The sequence below is a fragment of the Kribbella amoyensis genome, assembly GCF_007828865.1.
Classification (GTDB): domain Bacteria; phylum Actinomycetota; class Actinomycetes; order Propionibacteriales; family Kribbellaceae; genus Kribbella; species Kribbella amoyensis.
The window spans coordinates 3,195,254-3,219,755 of record NZ_VIVK01000001.1 but is presented as its reverse complement, the minus strand read 5'-3'; the positions used below and the strand labels follow the sequence as shown (position 1 = coordinate 3,219,755).

Annotated in this window: 23 protein-coding genes; 10 read left to right on the top strand and 13 right to left on the bottom strand. The window is 71.1% G+C overall.

All coding sequences use genetic code 11. The features are described from left to right. Window position 1 precedes the first annotated feature (1 nt). On the top strand, window positions 2-1,438 hold the full coding sequence (locus FB561_RS15350; protein ID WP_145807256.1) for an aldehyde dehydrogenase family protein: 1,437 nt from the start codon (window positions 2-4) through the stop codon (window positions 1,436-1,438). Further along, entirely contained in the window at window positions 1,428-2,303 is an 876-nt protein-coding gene (locus FB561_RS15345; RefSeq protein ID WP_145807255.1) for an aldehyde dehydrogenase family protein, read from the top strand. Before FB561_RS15350 ends, FB561_RS15345 begins: the two co-directional genes overlap by 11 nt. Window positions 2,304-2,384: 81 nt before the next feature. Here FB561_RS15345 and FB561_RS15340 read toward each other — a convergent pair whose 3' ends face one another. The 3 genes from FB561_RS15340 to FB561_RS15330 all read right to left on the bottom strand — a co-directional run bounded on the left by FB561_RS15340 (window position 2,385) and on the right by FB561_RS15330 (window position 4,911). After that, window positions 2,385-3,152 (bottom strand): class I SAM-dependent methyltransferase, encoded by a 768-nt coding sequence (locus FB561_RS15340; protein ID WP_145807253.1) that lies wholly within the window; start codon window positions 3,150-3,152, stop codon window positions 2,385-2,387. A 66-nt stretch (window positions 3,153-3,218) separates the two neighbouring features. Beyond that, the gene (locus FB561_RS15335; RefSeq protein ID WP_145807251.1) at window positions 3,219-3,839 is read right to left on the bottom strand and encodes a hypothetical protein; all 621 of its coding nucleotides are present in this window, start codon (window positions 3,837-3,839) and stop codon (window positions 3,219-3,221) included. A gap of 55 nt (window positions 3,840-3,894) precedes the next feature. Then, window positions 3,895-4,911, bottom strand: coding sequence for a serine/threonine-protein kinase (locus FB561_RS15330; protein ID WP_145807249.1), 1,017 nt, complete (start codon window positions 4,909-4,911; stop codon window positions 3,895-3,897). Between the two features lie 79 nt (window positions 4,912-4,990). Between FB561_RS15330 and FB561_RS15325 the strand changes: the two genes are divergently transcribed. Beyond that, the gene (locus FB561_RS15325) at window positions 4,991-5,530 is read left to right on the top strand and encodes an RNA polymerase sigma factor (protein WP_145807247.1); all 540 of its coding nucleotides are present in this window, start codon (window positions 4,991-4,993) and stop codon (window positions 5,528-5,530) included. Between the two features lie 22 nt (window positions 5,531-5,552). On the opposite strand, the gene FB561_RS15320 is transcribed toward FB561_RS15325, so the two are convergent. Further along, a complete protein-coding gene (locus FB561_RS15320; RefSeq protein WP_145807245.1) occupies window positions 5,553-7,910 on the bottom strand; it encodes a M1 family aminopeptidase in 2,358 nt (785 codons plus the stop codon). Between the two features lie 139 nt (window positions 7,911-8,049). Here FB561_RS15320 and FB561_RS15315 point away from each other — a divergent pair, with 139 nt between their 5' ends. Beyond that, window positions 8,050-8,544: a GAF domain-containing protein gene (locus FB561_RS15315; protein ID WP_202880620.1), complete on the top strand. Its 495-nt coding sequence runs from the start codon at window positions 8,050-8,052 to the stop codon at window positions 8,542-8,544. A 6-nt stretch (window positions 8,545-8,550) separates the two neighbouring features. Here FB561_RS15315 and FB561_RS15310 read toward each other — a convergent pair whose 3' ends face one another. Next, window positions 8,551-9,435: a LysR family transcriptional regulator gene (locus FB561_RS15310; RefSeq protein ID WP_145807242.1), complete on the bottom strand. Its 885-nt coding sequence runs from the start codon at window positions 9,433-9,435 to the stop codon at window positions 8,551-8,553. 96 nt (window positions 9,436-9,531) lie between these two features. Between FB561_RS15310 and FB561_RS15305 the strand changes: the two genes are divergently transcribed. After that, window positions 9,532-9,990 carry a hypothetical protein gene (locus FB561_RS15305; protein ID WP_145807240.1) on the top strand — a complete coding sequence of 153 codons (459 nt, stop codon included), beginning with the start codon at window positions 9,532-9,534 and terminating at the stop codon, window positions 9,988-9,990. A 3-nt stretch (window positions 9,991-9,993) separates the two neighbouring features. Here FB561_RS15305 and FB561_RS15300 read toward each other — a convergent pair whose 3' ends face one another. After that, window positions 9,994-11,253, bottom strand: coding sequence for a sensor histidine kinase (locus FB561_RS15300; RefSeq protein WP_145807238.1), 1,260 nt, complete (start codon window positions 11,251-11,253; stop codon window positions 9,994-9,996). After that, window positions 11,250-11,942 (bottom strand): response regulator transcription factor, encoded by a 693-nt coding sequence (locus tag FB561_RS15295; protein WP_145807236.1) that lies wholly within the window; start codon window positions 11,940-11,942, stop codon window positions 11,250-11,252. Before FB561_RS15295 ends, FB561_RS15300 begins: the two co-directional genes overlap by 4 nt. A 127-nt stretch (window positions 11,943-12,069) precedes the next feature. On the opposite strand from FB561_RS15295, the gene FB561_RS15290 reads away from it, so the two are divergent. From FB561_RS15290 to FB561_RS15270, 5 genes are read left to right on the top strand one after another with little or no spacing between them, the layout of a single operon-like run. Beyond that, window positions 12,070-12,342 (top strand): hypothetical protein, encoded by a 273-nt coding sequence (locus FB561_RS15290; RefSeq protein ID WP_145807234.1) that lies wholly within the window; start codon window positions 12,070-12,072, stop codon window positions 12,340-12,342. Then, the gene (locus tag FB561_RS15285) at window positions 12,339-13,367 is read left to right on the top strand and encodes an AAA family ATPase (protein WP_145807232.1); all 1,029 of its coding nucleotides are present in this window, start codon (window positions 12,339-12,341) and stop codon (window positions 13,365-13,367) included. Before FB561_RS15290 ends, FB561_RS15285 begins: the two co-directional genes overlap by 4 nt. After that, window positions 13,364-14,368 carry a DUF58 domain-containing protein gene (locus FB561_RS15280; RefSeq protein ID WP_145807230.1) on the top strand — a complete coding sequence of 335 codons (1,005 nt, stop codon included), beginning with the start codon at window positions 13,364-13,366 and terminating at the stop codon, window positions 14,366-14,368. Before FB561_RS15285 ends, FB561_RS15280 begins: the two co-directional genes overlap by 4 nt. Beyond that, window positions 14,365-15,312 (top strand): VWA domain-containing protein, encoded by a 948-nt coding sequence (locus FB561_RS15275; protein ID WP_145807229.1) that lies wholly within the window; start codon window positions 14,365-14,367, stop codon window positions 15,310-15,312. The genes FB561_RS15280 and FB561_RS15275 overlap by 4 nt, the downstream gene beginning before the upstream one ends. Window positions 15,313-15,331: 19 nt before the next feature. Further along, the gene (locus tag FB561_RS15270; RefSeq protein WP_145807227.1) at window positions 15,332-16,273 is read left to right on the top strand and encodes a S1C family serine protease; all 942 of its coding nucleotides are present in this window, start codon (window positions 15,332-15,334) and stop codon (window positions 16,271-16,273) included. Between the two features lie 22 nt (window positions 16,274-16,295). Here the strand turns inward: FB561_RS15270 and FB561_RS15265 are convergent, their stop codons facing one another. From FB561_RS15265 to FB561_RS15240, 6 genes are read right to left on the bottom strand one after another with little or no spacing between them, the layout of a single operon-like run. After that, the gene (locus FB561_RS15265) at window positions 16,296-17,570 is read right to left on the bottom strand and encodes a sulfatase family protein (protein ID WP_145807226.1); all 1,275 of its coding nucleotides are present in this window, start codon (window positions 17,568-17,570) and stop codon (window positions 16,296-16,298) included. Further along, entirely contained in the window at window positions 17,563-19,227 is a 1,665-nt protein-coding gene (locus FB561_RS15260; protein WP_145807225.1) for a glycoside hydrolase family 13 protein, read from the bottom strand. Before FB561_RS15260 ends, FB561_RS15265 begins: the two co-directional genes overlap by 8 nt. 15 nt (window positions 19,228-19,242) lie before the next feature. Continuing rightward, complete coding sequence (locus FB561_RS15255) at window positions 19,243-21,087, bottom strand: glycosyl hydrolase family 28-related protein (protein WP_145807223.1); 1,845 nt, start codon at window positions 21,085-21,087, stop codon at window positions 19,243-19,245. Between the two features lie 51 nt (window positions 21,088-21,138). Next, on the bottom strand, window positions 21,139-21,948 hold the full coding sequence (locus tag FB561_RS15250) for an ATP-binding cassette domain-containing protein (RefSeq protein ID WP_145807221.1): 810 nt from the start codon (window positions 21,946-21,948) through the stop codon (window positions 21,139-21,141). Beyond that, a complete protein-coding gene (locus tag FB561_RS15245) occupies window positions 21,945-22,976 on the bottom strand; it encodes an ABC transporter ATP-binding protein (protein WP_145807219.1) in 1,032 nt (343 codons plus the stop codon). Before FB561_RS15245 ends, FB561_RS15250 begins: the two co-directional genes overlap by 4 nt. After that, window positions 22,969-24,462, bottom strand: a complete 1,494-nt coding sequence (locus FB561_RS15240; RefSeq protein WP_145807217.1) for an ABC transporter substrate-binding protein — start codon at window positions 24,460-24,462, stop codon at window positions 22,969-22,971. Before FB561_RS15240 ends, FB561_RS15245 begins: the two co-directional genes overlap by 8 nt. Window positions 24,463-24,502 lie beyond the last annotated feature (40 nt).

Genomic DNA, 24,502 nt, shown 5'->3' with positions numbered 1-24,502 from the left:
CATGAGCAGATTCGAGTACGCACCGGCCCCCGAGTCGCGGGCCATCGTGGACATCAGGTCCTCCTACGGGCTGTTCGTCAACGGCGCCTTCGTCGAGGCGACGGACGGCAAGCCGTTCAAGACGGTGAGCCCGGCGTCGGAGGAGGTGCTGGCCGAGGTCAGCGAGGCCGGCCCGGCTGACGTCGACAAGGCGGTGAAGGCGGCCCGCAAGGCGTTCGACAAGGTCTGGGGCCCGATGGCTGGCCGGGACCGGGCCAAGTACCTGTTCCGGATCGCGCGGCTGATCCAGGAGCGGTCCCGTGAGCTCGCGGTGCTGGAGTCGCTGGACAACGGCAAGCCGATCCGCGAGTCCCGCGACGTCGACCTCCCGTTGGTCGCGGCGCACTTCTTCTACTACGCGGGCTGGGCCGACAAGCTCGAGTACGCCGGCGCCGGGCCCGACCCGCGGCCGTGGGGTGTGGCCGGCCAGGTGATCCCGTGGAACTTCCCGTTGCTGATGCTCGCGTGGAAGATCGCCCCCGCGCTCGCGGCCGGGAACACGGTCGTGCTGAAGCCGGCCGAGACCACCCCGCTGACCGCGCTCGCGTTCGCCGAGATCTGCCAGCAGGCCGACCTCCCGCCGGGCGTCGTCAACATCGTCACCGGGGCCGGCCGAACCGGCCAGGCGCTGATCGAGCACCCGGACGTGGACAAGATCGCGTTCACCGGATCGACGGCGGTCGGCCGCTCGATCGCGAAGGCGGTGGCCGGTACCGACAAGAAGGTGACGCTCGAGCTCGGCGGCAAGGCGGCGAACATCGTCTTCGAGGACGCGCCGATCGACCAGACCGTCGAGGGCATCGTCAACGGCATCTTCTTCAACCAGGGCCACGTCTGCTGCGCCGGGTCGCGGCTGCTGGTCCAGGAGAGCGTGTACGACGAGGTTCTCGGCCGGCTCAAGCGCCGGATGGAGACCCTGCGCGTCGGCGACCCGCTGGACAAGAACACCGACATCGGCGCGATCAACTCGTCGGCCCAGCTGGCCCGGATCCGCGAGCTGTCCCAGGTCGGCGAGGACGAGGGCGCCGAGCGCTGGTCGCCGGAGTGCGAGCTGCCGGCCCAGGGGTACTGGTTCCCGCCGACCGTGTTCACCGGGGTGACGCAGGCGCACCGGATCGCCCGCGAGGAGATCTTCGGGCCGGTGCTGTCGGTGCTCACCTTCCGGACCCCGGCCGAGGCAGTGGAGAAGGCCAACAACACCCCGTTCGGGCTGTCCGCCGGCGTCTGGACCGACAAGGGCTCCCGGATCCTCTGGATGGCGAACCAGCTGCGCGCCGGCGTCGTCTGGGCGAACACGTTCAACCGCTTCGACCCGACCTCGCCGTTCGGCGGCTACAAGGAGTCGGGCTACGGCCGCGAGGGTGGCCGTCACGGTCTGGAGGCCTACCTTGCCCACTAAGGACAGCTCCCGTCTCGACGTACGCAAGACGTACAAGCTGTACGTCGGCGGGGCCTTCCCGCGCAGCGAGTCCGGCCGCTCGTACGTCGTGACCGATGCCAAGGGCAAGTTCCTCGCGAACGCCTCGCAGGCCTCCCGCAAGGACGCCAGGGACGCCGTCGTCGCGGCCCGCAAGGCGTTCGGCGGCTGGTCCGCGCGGACCGCGTACAACCGCGGCCAGGTGCTCTACCGGATCGCCGAGGTGATGGAGGGCCGGCACGACCAGTTCAGTGCCGAGGTCGCCGCCGCCGAGGGACTGTCGATCTCCAAGGCCCGCGCCCTGGTGGACCAGTCGATCGACCGCTGGGTCTGGTACGCCGGCTGGGCGGACAAGCTGGCCCAGGTGGTCGGTTCCAGCAACCCGGTGGCCGGCCCGTACTTCGACTTCTCGTTGCCCGAGGCAACCGGTGTGGTGGCGCTGCTGGCCCCGCAGGACTCCAGCCTGCTCGGCCTGACCAGTGTGATCGCGCCGGCGATCGTGTCCGGCAACACCGCCGTCGTGGTCAGCTCGTTCGACCGGCCGGTGCCCGCGATCACGCTCGGCGAGGTGATGGCGACCTCCGACGTTCCTGGTGGCGTTGTCAACATCCTGACCGGATCCGCGTCCGAGGTGGGCCCGTGGCTGGCCTCGCACCTGGACGTGAACGCGATCGACCTGTGCGGGGTCCAGGACGCCGACGAGGCGCGCGACCTGGAGGCCGCCGCCGCGGAGAACCTCAAGCGCGTCCGCCGTCCCGAGGAGGAGGACTGGTCGGCGAACCCGGGCCTGTCCCGCCTCACCCAGTACCTGGAGACCAAGACCGTCTGGCACCCCATCGGCCTCTGAAGCCGAGCGTCTCGTGGGTTAACCCGCCGGGTTGCTGGTTGGCCCACGGTATTTCGGTGGGCCAACCATGCACGTGAGGGGTTAACCCGGCAGACGCGGGCGGCGGGCGACGGCGAGCAGGGAGCCGCCCGCCGGGAGGTTGAGGCCGGCCCGGATCAGGGCACCCTCGGCCCGCATCACCTGGTAGCAGGCGGTGTTCAGCGGGGCGGCCATGTCCAGTTCACCCTCGACGTCGGCGGCGTCCCGTTTGACCAGGCGGGACGCCATCATCGCCGGCAGCAACAGCGACACGAACGACGTCACCCGGAGCACCTCGAAGCCGGCGTCCTGGAGCTCGCCGATCAGCTCTCGCCGGGTGTACCGCTTGACGTGGTGCGCGGCGACGTCGGCCTTGCTCCACAACCACTTGTGCTGCGGCACCGTGATCAGGACACCGCCGCCCGGCCGGACCGACGCGAACATCCCGGCCAGTACCGCGGGCGCGTCCTCGATGTGCTCGATCACGTCGAACGCGCCGGCCACGTCGAACTCCGCGTCGTACGGGTTCTCGGTCGCGTCCAGTTGCCGTAGTTCCACGCCCTCGGGCATCCGGATCCGCGCGTTCGCGAGGCCTTCCTCGAAGAGTTCGGTTCCGACCAGCCGCCAGTCGGGGTGGTCGCGGCGGACCCGGTCGATGACGTACCCGTTGCCACAGCCGAGCTCGAGGAACGAGCGGGCGGCCGGGAAGTTGCGGTCCAGGGCCCAGCCGATCAGGTCACTCCGCGCACGGAACCAGAAGCTGCCCGCGTCCAGCGCGAAGAGCCGCTCGAACTTCTCTGGGTCGTAACCGCCACTCGTCTGCCCACTCATTGCCCGAACCTACGGTGCCCGGGCCCCGGCCGCCAGAGAAACGACCGCGTTCCTGATCGCCTGTCCTCATTCGGCCTTGCTGATCACCGTCCGGGTCAGGGCCGGGTTCGGATCGGGGTAGCAGCTCACCGGCGAGGTGATGGTGACGAACTTCCACTTGATCTTCGCCTGCAGGGTGAGCCCGGGGTTGTCGAAGCCGGTGCCGTGCAGGCGGGTCTCGATCGCCCCGGCCTGGCCCGCCTTCAGCCGGACCGTGAGCCGCGGCAGCTGGTACGCCGCGCCGCCCGCGATCGGACCGGCCACGCGGAGGGTGACGACGCCCTGGCCGGCCTCGACGGTGGGCTGGGAGTTCAGGCCGGATCCGCCGGTGAGGAACGCGCCCTCGAAGCTCGCGTTCGCGGGCACCGGGACGCGGAGCGCGAGGTCACGGACCTCCTTGAGCTTGAAGCCCTTCACCTCGCCGGGCAGCGAGCCCGGCTTGAGGTCGACCACCACGTCGAAGGTCGCGCCCGGCTTCACCGAGGCCGGCGCCTTCGCGTCCGCGCCCTGCCGCAGCGACACGTGGTGCTGCCCGAACTTGGTGTCCGCCCGGCACGCGTAGCTGACCGGTTCCGCCGCGGCCGCGGGGAGTGCGGTGGCCAGGGATACGACTGCCACGGTAGCCAGCAACTTCCGTAGAGTAGCCATGAGATCACTTTAAGCAACCATACGGTGAGAGCGGAGGACCCGTCTCAGTCAGTGATCAGCGCCCGAGCAGGAACCAGGTCGCCACGGCCGCGCCGACGAACAAAACCGGCAGAGCGGCCAGAACCCACTGCCGACGACCAGGATGCGCGGTGGTGCCGGCCGACCTGATCGTCGTGTCCACGGCGTCCGGATCGCCGGCAGCGGTCCGCGCGGACGCGAGCATCGGCGCCTCCTGCTCCAGCCGGTACGCCTCCGCCTCCAGGTGTTCGGCCAGGGTGTCCGCGCGCTGCCAGCGGTCGCCGACGCGGTACGCGAGCGCCCGGGCCAGCAGGTCGTCGAGCTGACCGACCGCGTCGTGCAACAACGGGCGCAGGCTCGGCGGGTTGCTGTCCGGGTCGCGGCCGAGCACATCGGAGATCGAGGACACGACGAACGGCGCGCGGCCGGTCAGCAGCGCGTACGTCACCGCGCCTACCGCGTACACGTCGGCGCGCTCGTCGAAGCCGCCGTCACCGCGACCCTGCTCGGGTGCCATGTACGACGGCGTCCCCACGGCCTGGGTGAGACCCGAAGCCTCGGCGGCCCTTTTCGCCAGGCCGAGATCGGCGAGCACGATCCGGTGCGTCCCGCCGCCGGACTCCAGCCCGTTCGACGGGCGCAGCAACAGGTTGGCCGGGGTGATGTCGCGATGGACGACGCCCTCGGCGTGCAACGCGGCGACCGCGCGGGCCAGATCCGCACCCCACCACAGCGCGTCGGCCGGATCGACCGGGCCACCGGCCAGGATGTCGGCCAGCGTGCCGCCGTCGACGTAGTCCATCACGAAGTACGGCCGGCCGTCGGGTAGCTTGCCCAGGTCGAACACCCGGACCACCCGGTCGCTCGCGATCCGGCGCATCAGCCGCGCCTCGGACAGGAACCGCTCGCGCACATCGGCCCGCGAGGCCCAGTTGTCGGCCAGCACCTTCACGGCCACGTCCACGTCGAGGTCGTCGTCGTAGCCCCGCCAGACCGTCGCGAACGCGCCCGCGCCGACCTGCTCCTGCAGCCGGTATCGCCCGATGACATCCATCCCGGCTATTGTCGGGGAGGGCGGGGCCGAAGCGAAGAGTACTGCGGCGGACACACCGCGTCGGACACTCTGGGGGAGCATGAACGAGGACCTGGAAGAGCTCGCGGCCCGGGCGGCGGCCGGGGACCAGGCCGCGTTGCCCGAACTGCTGCAGGCGATCCGTCCCCAGGTCCAGCGCCGGGTGGCGAAGTTCCTGCCGTACCGCGAGGACGCCGAGGAGGCGGCCCAGGACACGCTGCTGACGGTGGCCACCAAGATCCAGACCTTCAAGGGCACCGGGACTTTCGCGGGCTGGCTGACCGTGGTCGCGACGAACCAGGCCCGGCAGACCTACCGATCGCTCAAGCGCCGTGCGGTCGAGCAGTCCGCCGAGGTCCTGCCCGAGGCGGTCGACCCGCGCACCACCTCGGTCATCGCCGGGTCCCGCCTCGACCTGCTCGAGGCCCTGGAGGCGCTGGAGGCGAACCACCCGCAGCTCGTCCAGCCGTTGGTGCTCCGCGATCTCGGGGCGATGTCCTACGCCGAGATCGCCGACGAGCTCGACGTCCCGCTGGGTACGGTGAAAGCCCGGATCCACCAAGCCCGCAAGCAGGTCGCGGAGCGTCTCACCGTCCGCTGATCCGCACCGCCGCCTTCCTCGCTCAGCCGAAGGCGCGTCGGGCCCGGACCGCGCGGCGCAGGTCGTCGCTCTGGTCGGCCACGGTCCGGCGGATGCTCGGGGCAACGTTGTCGTCGGCAAGCAGCCGCTCGGCCAGCTCGATCGTGCGCGGCTCGACCGCGTACCGCGGGAACGCCCGCGTCGTGGCCAGCTGCAACGCCATCCCGAACCGCAGCTCGGCCGTGCCGGCGATGTCGGTGAAGAACCGCTCGACGTACGGCGCGGTCGCCTCGGCCTGACCGGGATGCCAGAACCCCTCACAGGTGGCGAACAACTCGTTCACGCCGATCCCGGACTCCGCCGTGATCCGTGCCCAGGCCGCCTCCTTGCCGTCGGCCAGCGCGGCCCGGCACCGAGCCGCGTGGATCACGCCTTCGGTCGACCGGTCCCGGGTCAGTTCCGCGTCGACGTCTGCGGCACCGAACTCGCCCAGCCGGACCAGCCGCAGCACCAGGGACCAGCGCAGATCGGTGTCGATCTCCAACCCGGCCGGTACGCCCGTCCCGGCGAGCCAGCCGCGCAGCAGGTCCACGTCGCCGGTCATCGCAATGGTGCCCCGGGCAACGGCCAGCTGCAGGCTGCTGCCGGCCGGCGCCCCGGAAAGCCTGCTGGTCAAGGCGTTCGCGAGCTCACCCCGGTACGGCTCGTACGGGAGCGCGACGCCGATCAGCCGGTCCTCGGCCCAACGCAGCAGCGACCCGATCGCGATGTCGCTGTCCTCGGCCGGCAACGCCTCGAGCAGGATCGCCAGCGCCTTGCGCGGATCCAGGTCGGCCGTCGCGACCGAGTCCCGCAGGCTGTTCCAGATCACCGCGCGGGTGGTTCCGTCGGCGATCCGCAGCAGCACCTTCGGCAGCCGGTCCAGCGTGTCCGCGTCCAGCCGGATCTTCGCCCAGGTGTCGTCGCCGGCGTCCGGGATCACCAGGGCGACCGCGGGATCGAGGGCCACGTCGACCTGGTCCTGGTCGAGCAGGACGTCGACCGAGGTGGCTTGCCCGGCTTCGTCGTACCCGGCGACCGTGAGCTGATGCGGGCGCTCGGCGTGGTCCGGCCGGTCCCGGTGCAGCCTGATCCCGGTCGCCGTCCGCTCCGCACGCAGCGTGTCCACGCCGGACGTGCGCAGCCACTGCTCGGACCAGTGCGGCAGGTTCTCCGCGCCGGCAGCGGACAGCATCGCGATGAACTCGCCCAGGTCCGCGTTACCGAACTTGGCGTACGAGATGCCGTCGAAGTCGTCGAGCGAGCCGCGCGCGTCCTTCACCGCGTCGGCCGCGACCGGGTGCGTCGACGAGCGTTGGTCCGCCTGCAGCCCCCACCACTTCCGGACGAAGCCGAAGTCGGTCCAGTGGCCGGGGTGGTCGGTCGCGTCGTGCGAGACCCGGTGCGCCATGTACTCCGCGAACGACTCGTTCAGCCACAGGTCGTTCCACCACTTCATCGTGACCGTGTCGCCGAACCACATGTGCGCCATCTCGTGCACCACGATCCGCGCCCGGGTACTGCGCTCCGCGTCCGTCACCGCCGACCGGAACACCAGCCGGTCGGTGAACGTCACGCAGCCCGGGTTCTCCATCGCGCCGAGGTTGAAGTCGGGCACGAACACCTGGTGGTACTCGCCGAACGGGTACCGGTAGCCGAACAGCCGGTGGTACTCGTCGAACGCCTGCCCGGTCACCGTGAACAGATCCTCGGCATCGCGGTCCAGGGCCGGCGCCAGCGACTGCCGGCAGGCCAGGCTCAACGGGATCCCGTCGTGCTCACCCTGGATCTGGTGGTACGGACCCGCCACCAGCGTCACGAAGTACGTGGACAGCGGCTTCGTCTCGGCCAGCTCCCAGTGCCCCGGCGCGGTCCGGGTGGCGGCGCCGTTGCCGAGCACGATCCAGTCCTCGGGCGCGGTGACGGCCACCGTGTACGGCGCCTTCAGGTCGGGCTGGTCGAAACAGGCGAAGTACCGCGGCGCGGACTCCAGCGAGGACATCCCGTACAGGTAGACCCGGTCGTCGGCGGCGTCGACGCTGCGCTGCATCCCCTCGCCGTCGAAGGAGTACGCCATCGACGCCTCGACGACGAGCTCGTTCTCGGCCCGCAGCGCCTCGAGCGGGAACCGGCCCTCGGCCAGCCGGCCGACGTCGAGCGACTCGCCGTTGAGCGTGACCGACCGCAGCTCGGCCGGTTTCACGTCCACCCAGGTCGACCCGCCGGGCGTGGCCCGGAACCGGATCGTGCTCACGGTCGCGAACGTCTGCTCGTCCCCGGTGAAAGCGAACTCGAGCCGGTAGGCCGGCTCCTGGACTGTTGCGGCCCGCTCGCGGGCCTCCTCGACCGTCAGCGCACGCATTGGCCGACCCTAACAACCGGGCGGCCCGCCGGTGGTTGCGTTCTGCTCACAGCAGGAGGTCGTCGGTCACGGAGTGTGATGCGGACTGGCGCTCCGGCGCGGAGGGAGGGAGGATGCCTCTGAGCGGGAGGAGCGGGCTGTGAGGGCTGCGGAGGAGTACCGGGCGGAGCTGGCGGCGGCGCACGACCTGGGCGAGGTGACCCGGCTGGCGCGGAAGGCGGCCCGGGAGGTCACCGGCGCGCAGGGTGCGACGTTCGTGCTGCGCGAGGAGGACTCGTGCTTCTACGCCGACGAGGACGCCATCGCGCCGCTCTGGAAGGGCCAGCGGTTCCCGATCACCTCGTGCATCAGCGGCTGGGCGATGCTCAACCACCAGACCGCGGTGATCCCGGACATCGAGCAGGACGACCGGATCCCGCTGCAGGCCTACCGCACCACCTTCGTCCGGAGCCTGGCCATGGTCCCGGTCGGCGAACCGGTGTCGGTAGCCGCCGTCGGCGCCTACTGGTCCGTCTCGCGCCGCCCACTCAAGGCCCGGGTCGCCGAACTGGAGAGGCTGGCCGCCCTGATCGCCGAAGCCGTCGACCGGGTAGGCCTCGAGAACGCCCCCTGGGCCCCCACCTTCCGCCGCTGAATCCGTCTACCTCGCGGCGGCCCGGTGGATGTGGTCGGCCAGCGCGGTGATGGCCGCTGTGGGTTCTCGGGCGGCCCGGCAGAGCAGGTGACGGCGGAGGGACCACGAGTCCTGGAGCGGGCAGATGTCGAGGTCCGGCATCTCCGGGACCGCGCGACGCGGGACCACGGCCAGACCGGCACCGGCCGCCGCCAGCGTGATCAGCGTGTGCAGGTCGGGCACCAGGGTGCGATAGCGGGCCACGGGCGCGTTCGGGGCCAGGTGGCGGTCGATCCACCCGCGCAGTGACGAGTCGAGCGACAGACCGACCATCGGGTGCTCGGCGGCCTCGCGGTACGTCATCTCCGACCGCCCGGTGAGCACGCCACCGGCTTGGCCGATCACGACCAGATGGTCGTCGGACAACGGCTCGATCGGCAACTCGGTCTCGCCCGCCTCGTCGTGCAGCACGATGCCGAGATCCGCCTGCCCTTCCACCAGCAGCCGCAGACTCTCCGGCGTCCGGTGCTCCGAGACGGCCACGTCGTACTCCGGGTGCGCGCTGAGGAAGCCGGTCAGCGCGAGGGGGACCAGCCGGTGCATCGCCGACGCGCCCGCGACCAGGACCACCGGCCGACTCGGCGGCGCCGTGTAACTACCGACCGCGCTGTCGAGCCGGGTCGTCTCCGCGAGCACGGCCTGCGCATGCCGCGCCAGGGTCGTCCCCGCGGGGGTCGGCCGGACCCCTCTGCGTTCGCGGATCAACAGAGGCAGACCGGCCTGCGCCTCCAGGGCTCGTACCCGCGCACTCGCCGACGGAAGACTCAGGTGGACCGCGCTCGCGCCTGCCGTGATGGACCCTTCGGCCACCACGGCGACGAACAGCCGCAGATCGTCGAGGTCATAGCGCATGCGCTCAGCCTATGTCTGAGACAGAGTCTTGCTGAGCGAATCCCGCATTGTGCGGCCCGCTGGATTCGCCGATCCTCGGGAGGACAGGAGGTCCTCATGCAGAATCCCAGCCAGACCGCGACGGCCCGGCTCGCCCTCTCGTACGAGGCGTGCCAGCTGGCCGAGACCGTCCGCCTGGCGGTGCCGATCCAGCGGGACGAGCTGGGCGACCGGCCGGCGGCGGCGCTGGAGCTCGCCGCCGACGTCCTGGCGGCGACCGCGCGGTACCTCGAAGCTGTTGTCGTGTACGCCCGGATGTCCGGGGCCGACTGGCCGCGGATCGCGCCGCAGCTGGGTTTGTCCGAAGGGCTGACCCGGATCCGGTACGGGACCGCGGAGACCCGCTTCCGGGGTGGGACGGCCGCGGTCCCCGGCGACTGGTGGCGTACCCATCTCCTCCGCGAACCGCTGGAGACCGCGCTCGACCTCGACGACTGGGTCCGGCGGCACAGCGACGAGGACACCGGGACCACGCCGGTGTCCGGGCCGCTTTCCGCCGAGGTCAGCTGGGCCTGACGGTCACAGCCGTGGACCGAGCGGGTCCTCGTCCGGTGGGGTCGGGGATCGTCGGGTGGTGTTGGTGAGCGATCGCTCCGGCAGCCAGAGCACGAACGTGCTGCCGATCCCGACCTCGGAGTGCAGCACGACCGACCCGCCGTGCGACTCGACGATCTGGCGGACGATGGCCAGACCGAGACCGGCCCGGCGCTCACCGCTGGACGGGACGGTCGACGGCGGTTGCCGTTGCCCCGACCGGAAGAAGCGGTCGAAGACCCGGTCGGCGTCCTGTTCGGCGATCCCGGGTCCCTCGTCGCGGACCGCGATCCAGGCCCACCCGTGGCGGCTGCCGACGGCGAGGACGAGTTCGCTGCCGCCGCGGGCCAGCCTGACCGCGTTCGACAGCAGGTTGTCCACGGCCCGGCGCAACGCGGACGCGTCCCCGGCCGCGATCGGGCCGGGCGACAACCGGCGGACCAGCCGCAGCTCCCGGTCGGCCGCGAGCAGGGCGTACTCCTCGGCCGCCTCCCCCGCGATCGCGGCCAGGTCCACGTCGGCGTCGACGAACGCGGGCGAGTTCCGCCGGGCCGACGCGAGCAGGTCCTCGACCAGCCGGGTCATCCGCTGGATCGCCCGGGACACGATCGCGGTCGCCTGGGCCCGGTCGTCGGGAGGCGTGTCGTCGTGGGCGAGGACCGCGTCCACGTTCGCCTGGATCACGGCCAGCGGGTTGCGCAGTTCGTGCGAGGCGTCGTCGACGAGCTGGCGCTGCGCGACGAACGCGGACTCGAGCCGGCCGAGCATGTCGTCCACGGTGTCGGACAGGTTCCGCAGCTCGTCCTTCGGGCCGTCCAGCGCGATCCGCCGGGACAGGTCGGTCGCGGAGATCTCCTGCGCGGTCGCGGTGATCCGGCGGACCGGCCGCAGCGCGCGCCCGGACAACCACCACCCGGTGCCCAGGCTGACCAGGAACAGCACGCCCATCCCGGCGGCCGAGTAGTTCCGCAGCGTCTCCAGGGTCCGGTAGTTCACCGCCGACTCGATGCTGGACAGCTCGGCGGCCTGGATGATGTACCCCTCTTTCACCTTGAGCTCGCCGTCGGCGCCGCGATGCACCTTGTTCACCGTGATCGGGTTCAGCGGCTTGGGATCGAGGTACGCCGACAGCGCGAAGTACAGGCCACCGAGCAGCAACGCGGACAACGCGATCAGCACCGCGGAGTACGTCAGCGTGAGCCGGAAGCGGATCGTCTGGGCCCACCCGGGCAGCCGTGTCGTCATGACTCACCTCGCAGCCGGTACCCCCGGCCGATCACCGTTTCCAGCAAGGGTTCCTCGCCGTCCAGCGTGAGCTTGCGGCGCAGCGTCCCGACGGTCACCCGGACGCTCTGGGTGAAGGGGTCCGCGTTCTCGTCCCAGACGTGTTCGAGCAGTTCCTCGGCCGAGACGACGTGCCCCGGCCGCGACATCAGGTACCGGAGGACGCCGAATTCCTTCAGCGTCAGCGGGAGCTCGCGACCGGCCCGGGTGGCGAGATGCCGAGAACTGTCCAGGACGAGCTCGCCGACGTGCAGCTGGGTGGTCCCGTTCGTCACGTCGCGCCGGAGCAGGGCGCGGATCCGGGCCAGCAGCTCGACCAGCGCGAACGGCTTGGTCAGGTAGTCGTCCGCGCCCTCGTCCAGGCCGCGGACCCGGTCGGCCAGCGAGGCGCGCGCGGTCAGCATCAGCACCCGCAGCTCCCGGCCGGACGCCACCTCGATCTCGCCCCGCCGGACCGCGCGGCACAGGTCGAGCCCGCTGGTGTCCGGCAGCGTGATGTCCAGGATGGCCAGGTCGTACGCCGTGGTCGCGACCTTCTCCATCGCCTCGGCCCCGGTCAGCGCCGTGTCGACGGCATAGCCGGCCCGGCCGAGTCCCGAGCGCAGCGCGCTGACCAGGCCTTCCTCGTCCTCCACCACCAGTAATCGCACCTGCCCAAGGTAGCCGGGCGGACCCGGATCGCCGGGGTCTGCTTTCGGTGCACTTTCGTTCTGCTTTCCGGTCGTTTTCGCCCTCACCTGATGAATTGGTGGCCACCATCCGATCGAAGGAGCCAGCATGAATCTCCCCGGTAAGCGTGTCCTGCTCGGTACCGCGATCGCCACCGCCGCGTTGGGCGTCGGCGGGATCGCGTACGCGGCCGGCAACGACCCGGTGCCCGAGCAGGGCTACGTCACCATCGAGGACGGCGCGACCACCCCGTCACCGAACCAGAGCATCGCCCCACAGCAGAACGGCCGCGACTGCCCCGAGAAGAACGGTTCGGGCCAGCAGGCGCAGCCGGAGTCCCAGCCCGAGCAGGGTCAGGCCGATCCGCGGGGTCAGGCATGACGGCAGTCCTGGAGCGGGCCCTCTTCGAGGTCAAGCGGGTCGTGGTCGGCCAGGACCACCTGGTCGAGCGGATGATGGTGGGCCTGCTGGCCCGCGGTCACTGCCTGCTCGAAGGGGTCCCGGGCGTCGCCAAGACGCTCGCGGTCCGGACCCTGGCCGAGGTGATCGGCGGCCGGTTCGCCCGGTTGCAGTTCACCCCGGACCTGGTCCCCGGCGACATCGTCGGGACCCGGATCTGGCGGCCGTCGGCGGAGGGGTTCGACACCGAGCTCGGCCCGGTCTTCGCCAACCTCGTGCTCGCCGACGAGATCAACCGGGCGCCTGCCAAGGTGCAGTCCGCGTTGCTCGAGGCGATGGCCGAACAGCAGGTCAGTATCGGCGGCACCAGCTACCCGTTGCCGGAGCCGTTCCTGGTACTGGCGACGCAGAACCCGGTCGAGTCCGAGGGCGTGTACGCGTTGCCCGAGGCGCAGCGGGACCGGTTCCTGCTGAAGATCACGGTCGACTACCCGAGCCCGATGGAGGAGCTCACCATCCTGCAACGGATGAGCTCGCGCCGCCCGCACGCGAACCCGGTGCTCACCCCGGCCCTGGTCAAGGAGCTGCAGGAGACCACCGAGGACGTGTTCGTGCACAACGCGGTCGCGGAGTACGTCGTCCGGCTCGTGCACGCGACCCGCGTTCCACGGCAGTACGGGATCGACGATCTGCAAGGGGTGCTGGAGTTCGGCGTGAGTCCGCGGGCCACTCTCGGCCTGGTCGCGGCGGGACGCGCGCTCGCCTTGTTGCGGGGCCGCGACTACGTCCTGCCGGCCGATGTGGCGGACGTGGCGCTCGACGTGATGGCTCATCGCCTGGTCCTCACCTTCGACGCTCTCGCTGACGGCGTGGACCCGCGAGCCGTGGTCGCACGTGTCCTGCAGGCCGTCGACCAACCGCACGTGGTCCCGGCCGACGACGCGCCCGCCGTCAACGCCCCGCCCGGCTTCGATCCCACCGGCGGCGCTCAAGGCTCGGCCGCATGAACCGCCCTCTCCCGCCGGCCACTGCTTCCGGACCCGACCTGCTGGCCGGGCGGGAACGGGCTCTGCGCGCACTGGAGCTCTCCGTGAAGCGGCGGCTGGAGGGTTACCTGCAGGGCGACATCACCGGGCTCCGCAGCGGACCGGGCAGCGAGCCGAACGAGGCCCGGCCGTACCAGGCCGGGCAGGACGACGTCCGCCGGATGGACTGGAACGTCACGGCCCGCTCGCTCGAACCGCACGTCCGGGCACCGCTGGCCGAGCGCGAGCTGGAGACCTGGGCGTTGGTGGACGCGTCGGCGAGTATGGACTTCGGCACCGCCCTCAGCGAGAAGCGCGATCTCGCCGTCGCCGTGGTCGGTGCGGTCGGCCTGCTCGCGGACCGCCCGGGCAACCGCCTCGGCGTACGGGTTGCGCTGGGCAACGAACTCCGCCGGGTCCCCGACGGGGGCGGGCACGCGGCACTTCGCCGGACCGTCCGCACGTTGCTCTCGTTGCCCAGGGCAACCCCTGGGGAGTACCCCGCGACCGACCTCGGCCGGGCGATCAGCCGGCTGGCCCGCGAGCACCCGCGGCCCGGGCTGCGGGTGGTGGTGTCCGACTTCCACGACGACAGCGGACTGTTCCCGGCGACCGCGGGCGACCGCCTCGGTGGCTGGGCGGGACCGTTGCGCCGGTTGACCGCGCGGCACGAGGTCCTCGCGGTCGAGATCGTCGATCCGCGGGAACTCGAACTGCCCGAGGTCGGCCTGCTCACGCTGGTCGATCCCGAGACCGGCCGGCGCCGCGAGGTCCACACCGGCAGCAAGCGGCTGCGCGCCCGGTACGCCGCGGCGATGACCGAACGGCGGGAACAGACCGCGCAGGCGATCCGCGCCGCGGGCGCCGGCCACCTGATCCTGCGGACCGACACGGACTGGGTCCGTGACGTCGCCGCCTTCACCACCGCGCGCCGGCGGGCCGCGGCCCGCCGCAACCCCCGAGGGAGGACCGGGATCCGATGAGATTCGAGCAACCCCTGTGGCTCTGGCTGCTGCCCGTCGCCGCGGCACTCGTCGTCGCGTATGTCGTCGCCCAGCGCCGCCGGAGCCGGTACGCCGTCCGGTTCGCGACGCTGCCGATGCTGGAGAAGGTGGCCCCGCGCCGCCCCGGCTGGCGACGGCACGCGCCCGCGCTGGCGTTCCTGGCCGCGATCGTGGTGCTGACCATCGCGATCGCCCGGCCCGTCGCCGACGTCCGGGTGCCGCGGGAACGCGCGACCGTCGTGGTGGCGATGGACATCTCCAACTCGATGGCGGCCACCGACGTGGCGCCGAACCGGTTCGAGGTGGCCAAGGAGGCGGCGACCGAGTTCGTCAACAACCTGCCCGAGCAGTTCAACGTCGGCCTGGTCTCGTTCGCCCGGACCGCGGCCGTGGTCGCGCCACCGAGTACGAACCACCAGGCGACCGTGGACGCGATCGAAGGGCTGACGCTGACCGACAGCACGGCGATCGGCGAAGCCGTCCTGACCAGCCTGCAGGCCGTCCGTTCGCTGGACGCCCAGGCTGCCGAGGACCCGCCGCCGGCCCGGATCGTGCTGCTGTCCGACGGCGGCAACACGGCCGGCCGGCCGATCGACGAAGGCGCCCGCGCGGCCACCGAGGCCGGCGTCCCCGTCTCCACGATCGCGTACGGCACGCCGGACGGCACCGTCGACATCGAAGGCCGGCCGGTGCCGGTCCCCGCCGACACCGGGTCCCTGCAGGACCTGGCCGAGGCGACCGCGGGTTCCTTCTACGCCGCCGAGAGCGACCAGGAACTGCGCGACGTGTACTCCGACCTCCAGTCGTCGATCGGCTGGACCACCGAGGAACGCGAGATCACCAACCTGGTGGCGGGTATCGCCCTGGCCGCGGCGCTGCTGGCCGGCCTCGCCTCGCTGCTCTGGTTCTCGCGGTTGCCCTGAGCACCTTTTAGGAGTCCTTGTGAGCCCTCATCTGGGTCAGCCGTTCCGCGGTCCCCACTACCGGCCCGGCCCACCACCGGCCGCACCGCAACCCCCGGCCGCGCCCACCGGCCTCCCGTTCCCCGTCACCCCGGCCTCGGCCCCACCGGCTCCCCCCTCGCCGGTGCCGGCCGGGGTGGCGGCCCCACCTGCACCGGTACGCCGTACCGGACGGGCGCTGGTGGCCGGGCTCGCCCTGTCGATCCTCGCCGGCGGTCTGGCCGGCGCGGTCACCGGTTCCTGGGGCGACGACCCGTCCCGGCCGGCGACGGCTCAGTTGCCCCAGGCCTCGGCCCCGTCGGCACCCGGTACCGGCGGCTCGTCGATCGCCTCGGCGGCGGCGAGCGTCCTGCCCGGGGTGGTGTCCGTCCGGGCCGGCCGGGCCACCGGCTCGGGGTTCGCGATCGACCAGCAGGGCCACGTGGTCACCAATGCCCACGTGGTCGAAGGCGCCCGCTCCGTCTCCCTGGTCCTGGCGAACAACCGCACCCTCGAAGCAGACATCATCGGTATGGACACCGACAACGACCTGGCCGTCCTGCAGGTCTCCGACGCCGCGAACAGCTCCGGCCTCCGCGCCCTCACCCTCGGTCGCTCCGCCGAACTCCGTGTCGGCGACCCCGTCCTCGCCGTCGGCTCACCCCTCGGCCTGGAAGGGACCGTCACTGCCGGCATCGTCAGCGCCGTCAACCGCCAGGCCCGCTTCGGCGACAACAGCAACCGCCAGTCCGCCATCCAGACCGACGCCGCCATCAACCCAGGCAACTCCGGCGGCCCGTTGGTCAACGCGTCCGGTCAGGTCGTCGGCGTCAACACCGCCATCGCCACCCTCGGCTCCAGCAGCCGCAGCGGCAACATCGGTATCGGCTTCGCCATCCCGGTCGACCGGATGACCACCATCGTCCAGAACCTCATCGACTGAGTGGCTCCAGGCCGCTCCGGGATCAGCGCGCGCCGGCCGTCGCCCGGCCGGCCGCGCGGGCTTCGGCGGTCGATCGCTGGGCGTCGATGTCGGCGGTGAAACGGGCTGCCAGGGCGAGGAGTTCGTGCAGGACCTCGGGGTGGTTGTCCTTCAGGTCGTAGCTCTCCGCCGGGTCGAGCTCGAGGTTGAACAGCTGCGGCAGCTCCCGGTGGTGGGCCCGGTTCGGGTCTCGCGGGAACCGATCGAGGTGCAGCTTCCACGGGCCCGACCGGACGGCGTTGAGCGTCCACCAGTGGAAGAAGTACAACGCCCGCTGGTCCGGGCCTGTTCCACCGGCGAGCACGGCCGAGATGTCCTCGCCGTCGACCGGGCGATCCGGCCGCACCGACCCCTCCGTCAGTGCGGCCAGGGTCGGCAGCAGGTCGAACAGGCAGGCGACTTCGTCGGACACCGTGCCCGCCGGGATCCGCCCCGGCCACTGGGCGACGAACGGGACCCGGATTCCCCCTTCGTACGTGTGCAGCTTGGTCCCCCGGAGCCCGCCCGTGCTGCCCTCGAACCACGGCCCGTTGTCGCTGGTCACCATCACCAGGGTGTCGTCGGTCAAGCCGAGGTCGTCCAGGGCGTCGAGCAGCCGGCCGATGTGGTGGTCCAGGTTCTCGACGACGTCGCCGTACTTGCCGCCGGCCGACCGGCCCCGGAAGCCCTCTTCGACGTGCAACGGCAGGTGCGGCATCGTGTGGGCCACGTACGCGAAGAACGGCTCGTCCGCGGTCCGCTTGATGAAGTCGATGGCCTGGTCGGTGTACGCCCCCGTGAGCGTCGCCTGGTCGACGTCGGTCGTGGTGATGTGCTCCCCCTCGAAGAGCTCGACCGGGTGCATGTCGTTGCTGTACAGGAGCCCGGCGTACTCGTCGAACCCGTGCCGCGTCGGGTAGTGCTCCGGCCGGCAGCCGAGATGCCACTTCCCGAACATCGCCGTCCGGTACCCAGCGTCCCGCAGCATCTCCGGCAGCGTGTACTCCCAGTCCGACAAGCCTGCGCCGTCTGTCGGCGACAGCACCTTGGGCAACCCGACCCGCTGCGGGTACCGCCCGGTCATCAGGGCGGCCCGCGACGGGGTACATACCGCCGACGCGGCGTACATGTGCCGCAGGTTGATGCCGTTCTCGGCGATCGAGTCGATCCGCTGCGTCCGCAGGATCCGGTTGCCCATACAGCTCAGGTCGCCGTAGCCGAGGTCGTCCATCACCACCAGCACGATGTTCGGCTTGGTGCGCGCTCCTTGGTCACCCATTTCGTACCCCGTTCCGCGTCTGCTCGCTGTGCTCGAAATCCAGCCACACCGCGCCGTCGGGTGGAACCACGCCGGCACCCGCACTCTCGTCGCTGGACAAGAGCACCCGACCGTCCAAGGGGAGCGGGATCGGCGCCGTGCCGAAGTTGACGACACAACCGAAGCCGGGTTCCCGCGTGAAGACCAGCACATCGTCGCGCGGCGCCTCACCCCAGTGCAGCCGGTCCGTCCCACCCAACGCGGAATGCGTCCGGCGAAAGCTCAGCGCCCGGCGGTACAGCCAGAGCATCGACGAGTCGTCGCCCTCCTGGACCGACACCGCGTTGGCACCCCACCCCTCAGGCTGCGGCAGCCAGGACCCGTCCTCGCCGAACCCGTACGAGCTGCCGTCCGTTGTCCAGGGCAACGGGATGCGCGCGCCGTCGCGTCCCCACCGACGTCCCTGGGAGCGAACCCAGATGGGGTCCTGCCGAGCGTGCTCGGGAACGTCCGCGTCCGCCAGACCGAGCTCGTCACCCTGGTAGATGTAGGCGCTCCCGGGCAGCGCGAGCGTCAACAGCGCCGCGGCCCGGGCCCGGCGACGCCCGAGGTGCTCGTCGACCGGGCCGAGCTCGGGTCCCGCGACGCCTGGGCGACGTCGGGTGTCGGCGCGGCCGTACCGGGTGACCACCCGCTCGATGTCGTGGTTCGACAGGCCCCAGGTGGTGGGCGCGCCCACCCGAGCCGTGGTCGCCATCGAGGCGTCGATCGCGTCGCGCATCGACGCCGCCGTCCAGGCGGACTTCAGGTACAGCAGGTTCAAGGTGGTGTGCAGCTCGTCCGGCCGGACGTACCGCGACAACCGTTCCGCGTCCTCGAGCCAGGCCTCCGCCGCGAAGATCCGGGGCGGGTAGTAGGAGTCGGCGATCTTGCGCCAGTCCCGGTAGATCTCGTGCACCTCGTCGCGGTCGCGGTGCGGGTGGTCCGGCCGGGTGAGATCGGCGAGCAGGGCGTCGTCGGGATAGCCGAGATCCGGGAGCCCCGGCGCCTTCACCAACGCCGTGGCGACGTCGATCCGGAAGCCGTCGACGCCGAGGTCGAACCAGTACCGCAGGATGTCCTCGAACTCGGCCCGCACCTGTCCGTTGTCCCAGTTCAGATCGGGCTGGGAGGCGTCGAAGAGATGCAGGTACCACTCGGGCCCGTCGTCGACCCGGGTCCAGGCCGGACCGCCGAACACGCTCAGCCAGTCGTTCGGAGGACGCTGTCCGCCGTCGCGCCCGGGGCGGAAGTGGTACCGGTCGCGGGCCGCCGATTCCGGTGCCGAGCGCAACGCCTCGGCGAACCAGGCGTGGTCCGACGAGGTGTGGTTCGGGACGATGTCGAGGAGCACCCTGATCCCGGCTCCGTGGCACTCGTCGATCAGCGCCCGCGCCTCGGCCACCGAGCCGTACCGCGGATGCACGGCCCGGTAGTCGGCCACGTCGTACCCGGCGTCGCGCAACGGTGAGTGGAACCAGGGCGTGATCCAGATCGCGTCGACCCCCAACGCGGACAGGTACCCGATCCTGCCGCGCAGACCGGCGATGTCGCCGACCCCGTCCGCGGTCCCGTCCGCGAACGACTGGATGTACAGCTGGTAGATCACCGCGTCCCGCCACCACTGGGCCGAGTTCATGTCGTCCTCCCCTAGCTACCCGATCGGGTTGCCGAGCGGCACCCGGCGCCACGCCGTACCGTCGGACATCGCCAGACACGGTTTGCCGTCGTGCCCGTCCCGGACGTGGATGAGCGCACCTGGTGAATCGGCGGCCGCCGGCAAGGTCGACACCGTATGCGGGTGCAGCCGGGTCGCCCTGGTGTACACCGTGCGGATGTTCGCGGTGGCGCTGCCGAGGTCGCGGGCGTTGTCGGTCGGCGGGATCAGGCCCGCCACGCTGGCCTGGAAGGCGACCACGTCGTTCGACGAGTTCGTGGCGCAGAGCAGGTTGGTGGCCGCCGCGCCGGACGCGTTCACCGCGACCACCTCGACCCCGCCCTTGACGCCCGGTCCCCCACCGACCGTGGCCGCGCCCTCCACCAGGTACGAGCCGTAGTTGTCGTTGGCAACTACAACGGACGCCGTACTGACGACGCGGGCGGCACCGTTCTTCGCCGCGGCCAGCTGGAGTTTGGTGAAGCGACCCGGTTCGGTCTCGACGAACGAGTCGGCGCCGATCGTCCCCGCCGCGACCAGGGCGTCCGTCTCGAACGCGTTGCCCACCACGGTGGACTCGGCCAGCGTGCCGGCGATCCTGATCGGCGCCCCGGCCGGGTTCGGGTTGGCCGAGATCGCGTTGCCGAGCACGGCGAACCGGGTCGCGTCCGCGTTCGTCCGCACCACTCCGTGGATCGACGACCTGGACAGGTTCCAGTGGTCGAACGAGTTGCCGGTGATGCTGACCTTGTCGGCGGCCTGGTCGAACTGGATGCCGGAGCCGTCGATCCAGTTGAAGGTGTTCGCCGAGATCGTCACGTTCTTCGCCGACACCCCGCTGGTGAAGTGGATCGCGTACCGGGGCGGGTCCCACGCGCCCGGGGTGGTGTCGAAGCCGCCGAGCACGTTGCCGGTGATGGTGAGGTTGTGGCCGCCGGCATCGATCTGGACGATCGCGTTGCCGGTACCGTTCTCCACCACGTTGCCGCTGATGGTCGAGTTCGTCAGGCTGCCCTTGAACAACCGGCGGCCGATGTCGAGCAGGTTGTTGCTGATCACCGCACCCCGGAAGTTGCCGTCCGGGGCGCCGGTGAACACGATCGCGTCGAAGTTCGAATGGAAGTGGTTGTCGGTGATCAGCCACTTGCGCAGCCCGTACGGCAGCACGTGGACCCCGCTGCCCTGGACGCCTTCGGTGGGCCAGGAGATGCTGATACCGGTCGTGCAGACGGCCACCTTGTTCTTGCTGAACAGGAAACCGCGGCCGACACTCTCGATGGCGCGCTGGAACCGCAGGAACGAGCACTCGACGATCGTCACGTCGGTGTCGTCGGTGTTCGCCGTCCGGGCGACGTGGATGCCGACGTTGGTGGCGGTCTTGACCGGGGCGTCGAAGGCCACGCCGTGGATCCCGCCGAGCGAAGCCTCCCACCGGAGGCCGACGCCGTCGTGGTCGAAGATCAGCTTCGACGCCTCCTCGCCGAACATGCCGTACCCGCGCAGGACGAAACGGTTCAGGTGCTGGCCGGGCGTCTCGTACTCGTGGTCACCGACGACCAGCGTCGAGGTGACCTTGTACTGCCCGGGCGGGATCACGACGATCTTGTTCAGCTGCGAACGCGCGGCGTTGATCGCTGCCTGGATGGCCGCGGTGTCGTCGGCGACGCCGTCACCGACAGCGCCGAACTGCTGGGGTGTGAGGACGGGCGTGCCGTCGGCCTGGACCAGGCTCGGTGCGGCCGCGGCCTGTGCGGGTCCGCCGAGTGCGAGCCCGCCGACGCCGGCGGCACCTGCGACGGCGGTGGAACGGATCATCGAGCGGCGGTTGATGCGTTCGGTCATGCTCTGCTCCGATCGTGGGTCTTCGGTAGGGCGGTACCGCGGCGGTCGAGGTCAGGCACTCACCTCGAGATCGACGGCGGCGGAGAGAAGCTCTCGGGTGTAGTCGTGCTGTGGATCGGTGAAGAGGGTCTGGACGCCGGCGCTCTCCACCAGCTCGCCCCGGCGCATGACCGCGACGCGGTCGGCGACCTGCCGCACCACCCCGAGGTCGTGGGTGATGAAGAGCATCGACAGACCGTGCGTCCGGCGAATGCTCACCAGCAGCTGCAGGACCTGGGCCTGGACGGAGACGTCGAGCGCCGACACGGCCTCGTCGCAGATGAGCAGCCGCGGCTTGAGCGCCAGGGCACGCGCGATGCTGACCCGCTGGCACTGCCCACCCGACAACGCCGGCGGGCGTTTCCTGGCGACGTCGGGATCCAGCCCGACCTGGTCCAGCAGCTCGACCACCGCGTCCCGCCGGCGCCGTGGATCGGTCCGGACACCGGCCGGCGCCGCGTCGGGCTGGGCCTGCCAGGCCTCGCTGATGGACGCCTCGACGGACCGGCGCGGGTTCAGCGAGGACCGCGGATCCTGGAAGATCATCGCGATCCCCCGGCGCGCCCGCGGGCCACCGCGTGGGTCCAGCAGCGACGCGCCGTCGAACTCGACCGACCCGGACGCCGGCGCGACGAGCCCGACGACGGCGCGGGCGATCGTCGACTTGCCGGACCCGGATTCACCGACCAGGGCGACCGCTTCGTCCGAGGCGACGTCCAGGCTCACCCCGCGGACCGCCTCGACCTGGGACCGCCGGCCGAGACTGCCGGTCCGCGGGCCGGGATAGGTGACGGTCAGGTCGCTGATCCGCAGCCCGGTCATTGCAGCTCCTCCGCGAAGTGGCAGGCACTGACCCGGCCCGGCGCGATCTCCCGCAACTCCGGTACCTCGGTCCGGCAGCGGTCCTCCGCGCGCGGGCACCGCGGGTTGAACGGGCAGCCCGCCGGACGGTCGAACGGGTTGGCCGGACTGCCGGGCAGCGGGTCCGCGATCGCGCTGCGGGTGCGGACCGACGGCACGCTACGGACCAGCGCGGTCGTGTACGGATGCAGGCCGCGCGACAGTACGGCCTTGGCTGGTCCGCGTTCGCAGATCCGCCCGGCGTACATGACGACGAGATCGTCCGCGACGTGCGACATCACGCGCAGGTCGTGACTGACCAGCAGCAGCGCGAGATCGTCCTCGTCACGGAGGCGGCCGAGCAGGTCCAGAATCCGCGCCTGCACGGTGACGTCGAGCGCGGTGGTCGGCTCGTCGGCCAGCACGAACCGGGGCCGCCCCGCGAGCGCCAGCGCGATCATCGCGCGCTGCCGCATCCCGCCGGAGAACTCGTGCGGGTACGCCGCGACACGGCTCGCCGCGTCCGGTACTCCGACGTGGTCGAGCAGTTCCACCGCCCGCTGCCGCGCCTCGCGCTTCGACGCACCGCGGCTGCGCAGGATCTCGCCGACCTGGTCGCCGATGGTCATCGTCGGGTTGAGCGCGGACGACGGATCCTGGAACACCACCGAGATCTCGGCGCCCCGGACCTGCCGGATCCGCTCCCGGCCGGCCGTGACCAGGTCCTCGTCCCCCAACAGAACCTGGCCGCTGACCACCGCGGTCTCCGGGACCAGCCCGACCAGGGCCATCGCCGTCAGCGACTTCCCGCTGCCGGACTCCCCGATCAGCCCGGTCGTCCGGCCCTGGACGACGTCGAACGAGACACCGTCGACGACGGCCGCCTGGCCCCGCGGACCGGGTAGCACGATCCGCAGCTCCCTGACCCGCAAGGTACCGTCCGGCCGCTCCGGGGGACCGCCCGACCTCACCAGGGTCGCGCTCGCCCGACCGGGGCGCCGGTCACCCATCGAGGGTCACCGACTGGAACCGCGGCAGCCCTTCACCGTCCGGCTGGAAGCCGCCGACCGACGACCGGTTCGCGAAGAGGTTCTTGACGAACATCGGGTACATCCCGACCGCCTGGTCCCAGATCAGCTTGGTCGCCTCGGCGTACGCCGTCTTCCGGTCCTCCGGATCGACCGCGCTCCCGGCCTTCTTCAGCAGCTCGTCCAGCTTCGGGTCGCAGTACCCGGTCCGCTTCGCCGCGCAGGTGTAGAGCCGGCCGAGGTTGTACGACGCGTCCAGGCCGAGCGTGCCGACCTGCTGGATGTTGATGTCCCACTTCAGCGCCAGCAGGTCCTTGGTGTAGACGGCCTGCTCCTTCTCCAACGCCTGGGCCTTGACCCCGATGGCCGCGAGATCGGACACCACCGACGTCACCCACTGCCGGAACTGGGCCTGGGAGAAGTGGAAGCGCAGCGTCGTGTTGAAGTCGAACCCCGCGGCGACGAGCGCCTTCTTGGCCGCATCCGGGTCGTACTTGACCGGCTCCTGCGGGGCGTACCCGAAGACGGTCGGCGCGATCACCGAGTTGGCGGGCTCACCGCTGTCCGGGTAGAGGGCCTTGATCTTCTTGTCGAAGTCGACCGCCTGCCACAGCGCCTTGCGGACCTCGGCCTTCTGCAACGACGGTGTCGACGAGTTCATCCACATGGTCAGGACCCCGGAGCCGGCCGCCGAGGCGATCTCGATCTCGGAGTTGCTCTTCAGCTGCTTCACCTGGTCGTCGGAGATGCCCCAGATGATGTCGAGCTCACCGGTCTCCAGCGCGGTGACCCGGGCGGCGACCTCGGGGACCGAGCGGATCGTGACCCGCTCGATCGTCGGCTTGTCGCCCCAGTACTTGGCGTTCGGCACCATCACCAGATCGCCCCCCGGGGTGAACGACTCCACCTGGAACGGGCCGGACGTCACCGGCTTGTCCAGGTAGCTCTGCTCGGTGGCGGCGGCCGGGGTGATCATCAGGCCGGTCAGCTTGGCCGGGAGCGCCGGGTCGGGGTTCGCCGAGGTGAACGTCACCACGGTCCCGGTCGCCTGGGCCTTGACGTTCTTGAAGTTCGCCGAGAACGGGCTGTCCGCCGCCACCGTGCGCTCGAACGACTTCACCACGTCCTGGCCGGTGATCGGGGTGCCGTCGGAGAAGGTGATCCCCGGCCGCAGCGTGAAGGTGGTCTTCGTCGCGGTGCCGTCGGTCTCCCACTTCTCCGCGACCCTGCCGTCGAACTTGCCCGGGCCGACCGTGTCCAGCAACGGGCTGTAGAGCTGGATCGACGCGACCCGGGTGCCGCCGTCGATCGCCAGCGGCCCGTTCGGGTCGATCGACTCGATCGGGAACTGGCCCGCGACGGCGATCTCCCCGCCGGCCGCGGAACTCCCGCCGGAGTCACAGGCCGTGGCCGCGACCAGGCTGAGGACCGCGGTGGCCGCGATCACGGAGTGCCGAAGGAATCTCATGTCCTTGCTCCTCACTGAGCTGTGCTCGGCTTTGCGACGT

Coding starts and splice junctions, on each gene's coding strand:
- FB561_RS15280 (WP_145807230.1), top strand. CDS start 13,364: ATGAACCGCCCTCTCCCGCCGGCCACTGCTTCCGGACCCGACCTGCTG.
- FB561_RS15290 (WP_145807234.1), top strand. CDS start 12,070: ATGAATCTCCCCGGTAAGCGTGTCCTGCTCGGTACCGCGATCGCCACC.
- FB561_RS15245 (WP_145807219.1), bottom strand. CDS start 22,976: ATGGGTGACCGGCGCCCCGGTCGGGCGAGCGCGACCCTGGTGAGGTCG.
- FB561_RS15335 (WP_145807251.1), bottom strand. CDS start 3,839: ATGGCTACTCTACGGAAGTTGCTGGCTACCGTGGCAGTCGTATCCCTG.
- FB561_RS15240 (WP_145807217.1), bottom strand. CDS start 24,462: ATGAGATTCCTTCGGCACTCCGTGATCGCGGCCACCGCGGTCCTCAGC.
- FB561_RS15340 (WP_145807253.1), bottom strand. CDS start 3,152: ATGAGTGGGCAGACGAGTGGCGGTTACGACCCAGAGAAGTTCGAGCGG.
- FB561_RS15350 (WP_145807256.1), top strand. CDS start 2: ATGAGCAGATTCGAGTACGCACCGGCCCCCGAGTCGCGGGCCATCGTG.
- FB561_RS15250 (WP_145807221.1), bottom strand. CDS start 21,948: ATGACCGGGCTGCGGATCAGCGACCTGACCGTCACCTATCCCGGCCCG.
- FB561_RS15305 (WP_145807240.1), top strand. CDS start 9,532: ATGCAGAATCCCAGCCAGACCGCGACGGCCCGGCTCGCCCTCTCGTAC.
- FB561_RS15320 (WP_145807245.1), bottom strand. CDS start 7,910: ATGCGTGCGCTGACGGTCGAGGAGGCCCGCGAGCGGGCCGCAACAGTC.
- FB561_RS15325 (WP_145807247.1), top strand. CDS start 4,991: ATGAACGAGGACCTGGAAGAGCTCGCGGCCCGGGCGGCGGCCGGGGAC.
- FB561_RS15275 (WP_145807229.1), top strand. CDS start 14,365: ATGAGATTCGAGCAACCCCTGTGGCTCTGGCTGCTGCCCGTCGCCGCG.
- FB561_RS15255 (WP_145807223.1), bottom strand. CDS start 21,087: ATGACCGAACGCATCAACCGCCGCTCGATGATCCGTTCCACCGCCGTC.
- FB561_RS15310 (WP_145807242.1), bottom strand. CDS start 9,435: ATGCGCTATGACCTCGACGATCTGCGGCTGTTCGTCGCCGTGGTGGCC.
- FB561_RS15330 (WP_145807249.1), bottom strand. CDS start 4,911: ATGGATGTCATCGGGCGATACCGGCTGCAGGAGCAGGTCGGCGCGGGC.
- FB561_RS15300 (WP_145807238.1), bottom strand. CDS start 11,253: ATGACGACACGGCTGCCCGGGTGGGCCCAGACGATCCGCTTCCGGCTC.
- FB561_RS15285 (WP_145807232.1), top strand. CDS start 12,339: ATGACGGCAGTCCTGGAGCGGGCCCTCTTCGAGGTCAAGCGGGTCGTG.
- FB561_RS15265 (WP_145807226.1), bottom strand. CDS start 17,570: ATGGGTGACCAAGGAGCGCGCACCAAGCCGAACATCGTGCTGGTGGTG.
- FB561_RS15260 (WP_145807225.1), bottom strand. CDS start 19,227: ATGAACTCGGCCCAGTGGTGGCGGGACGCGGTGATCTACCAGCTGTAC.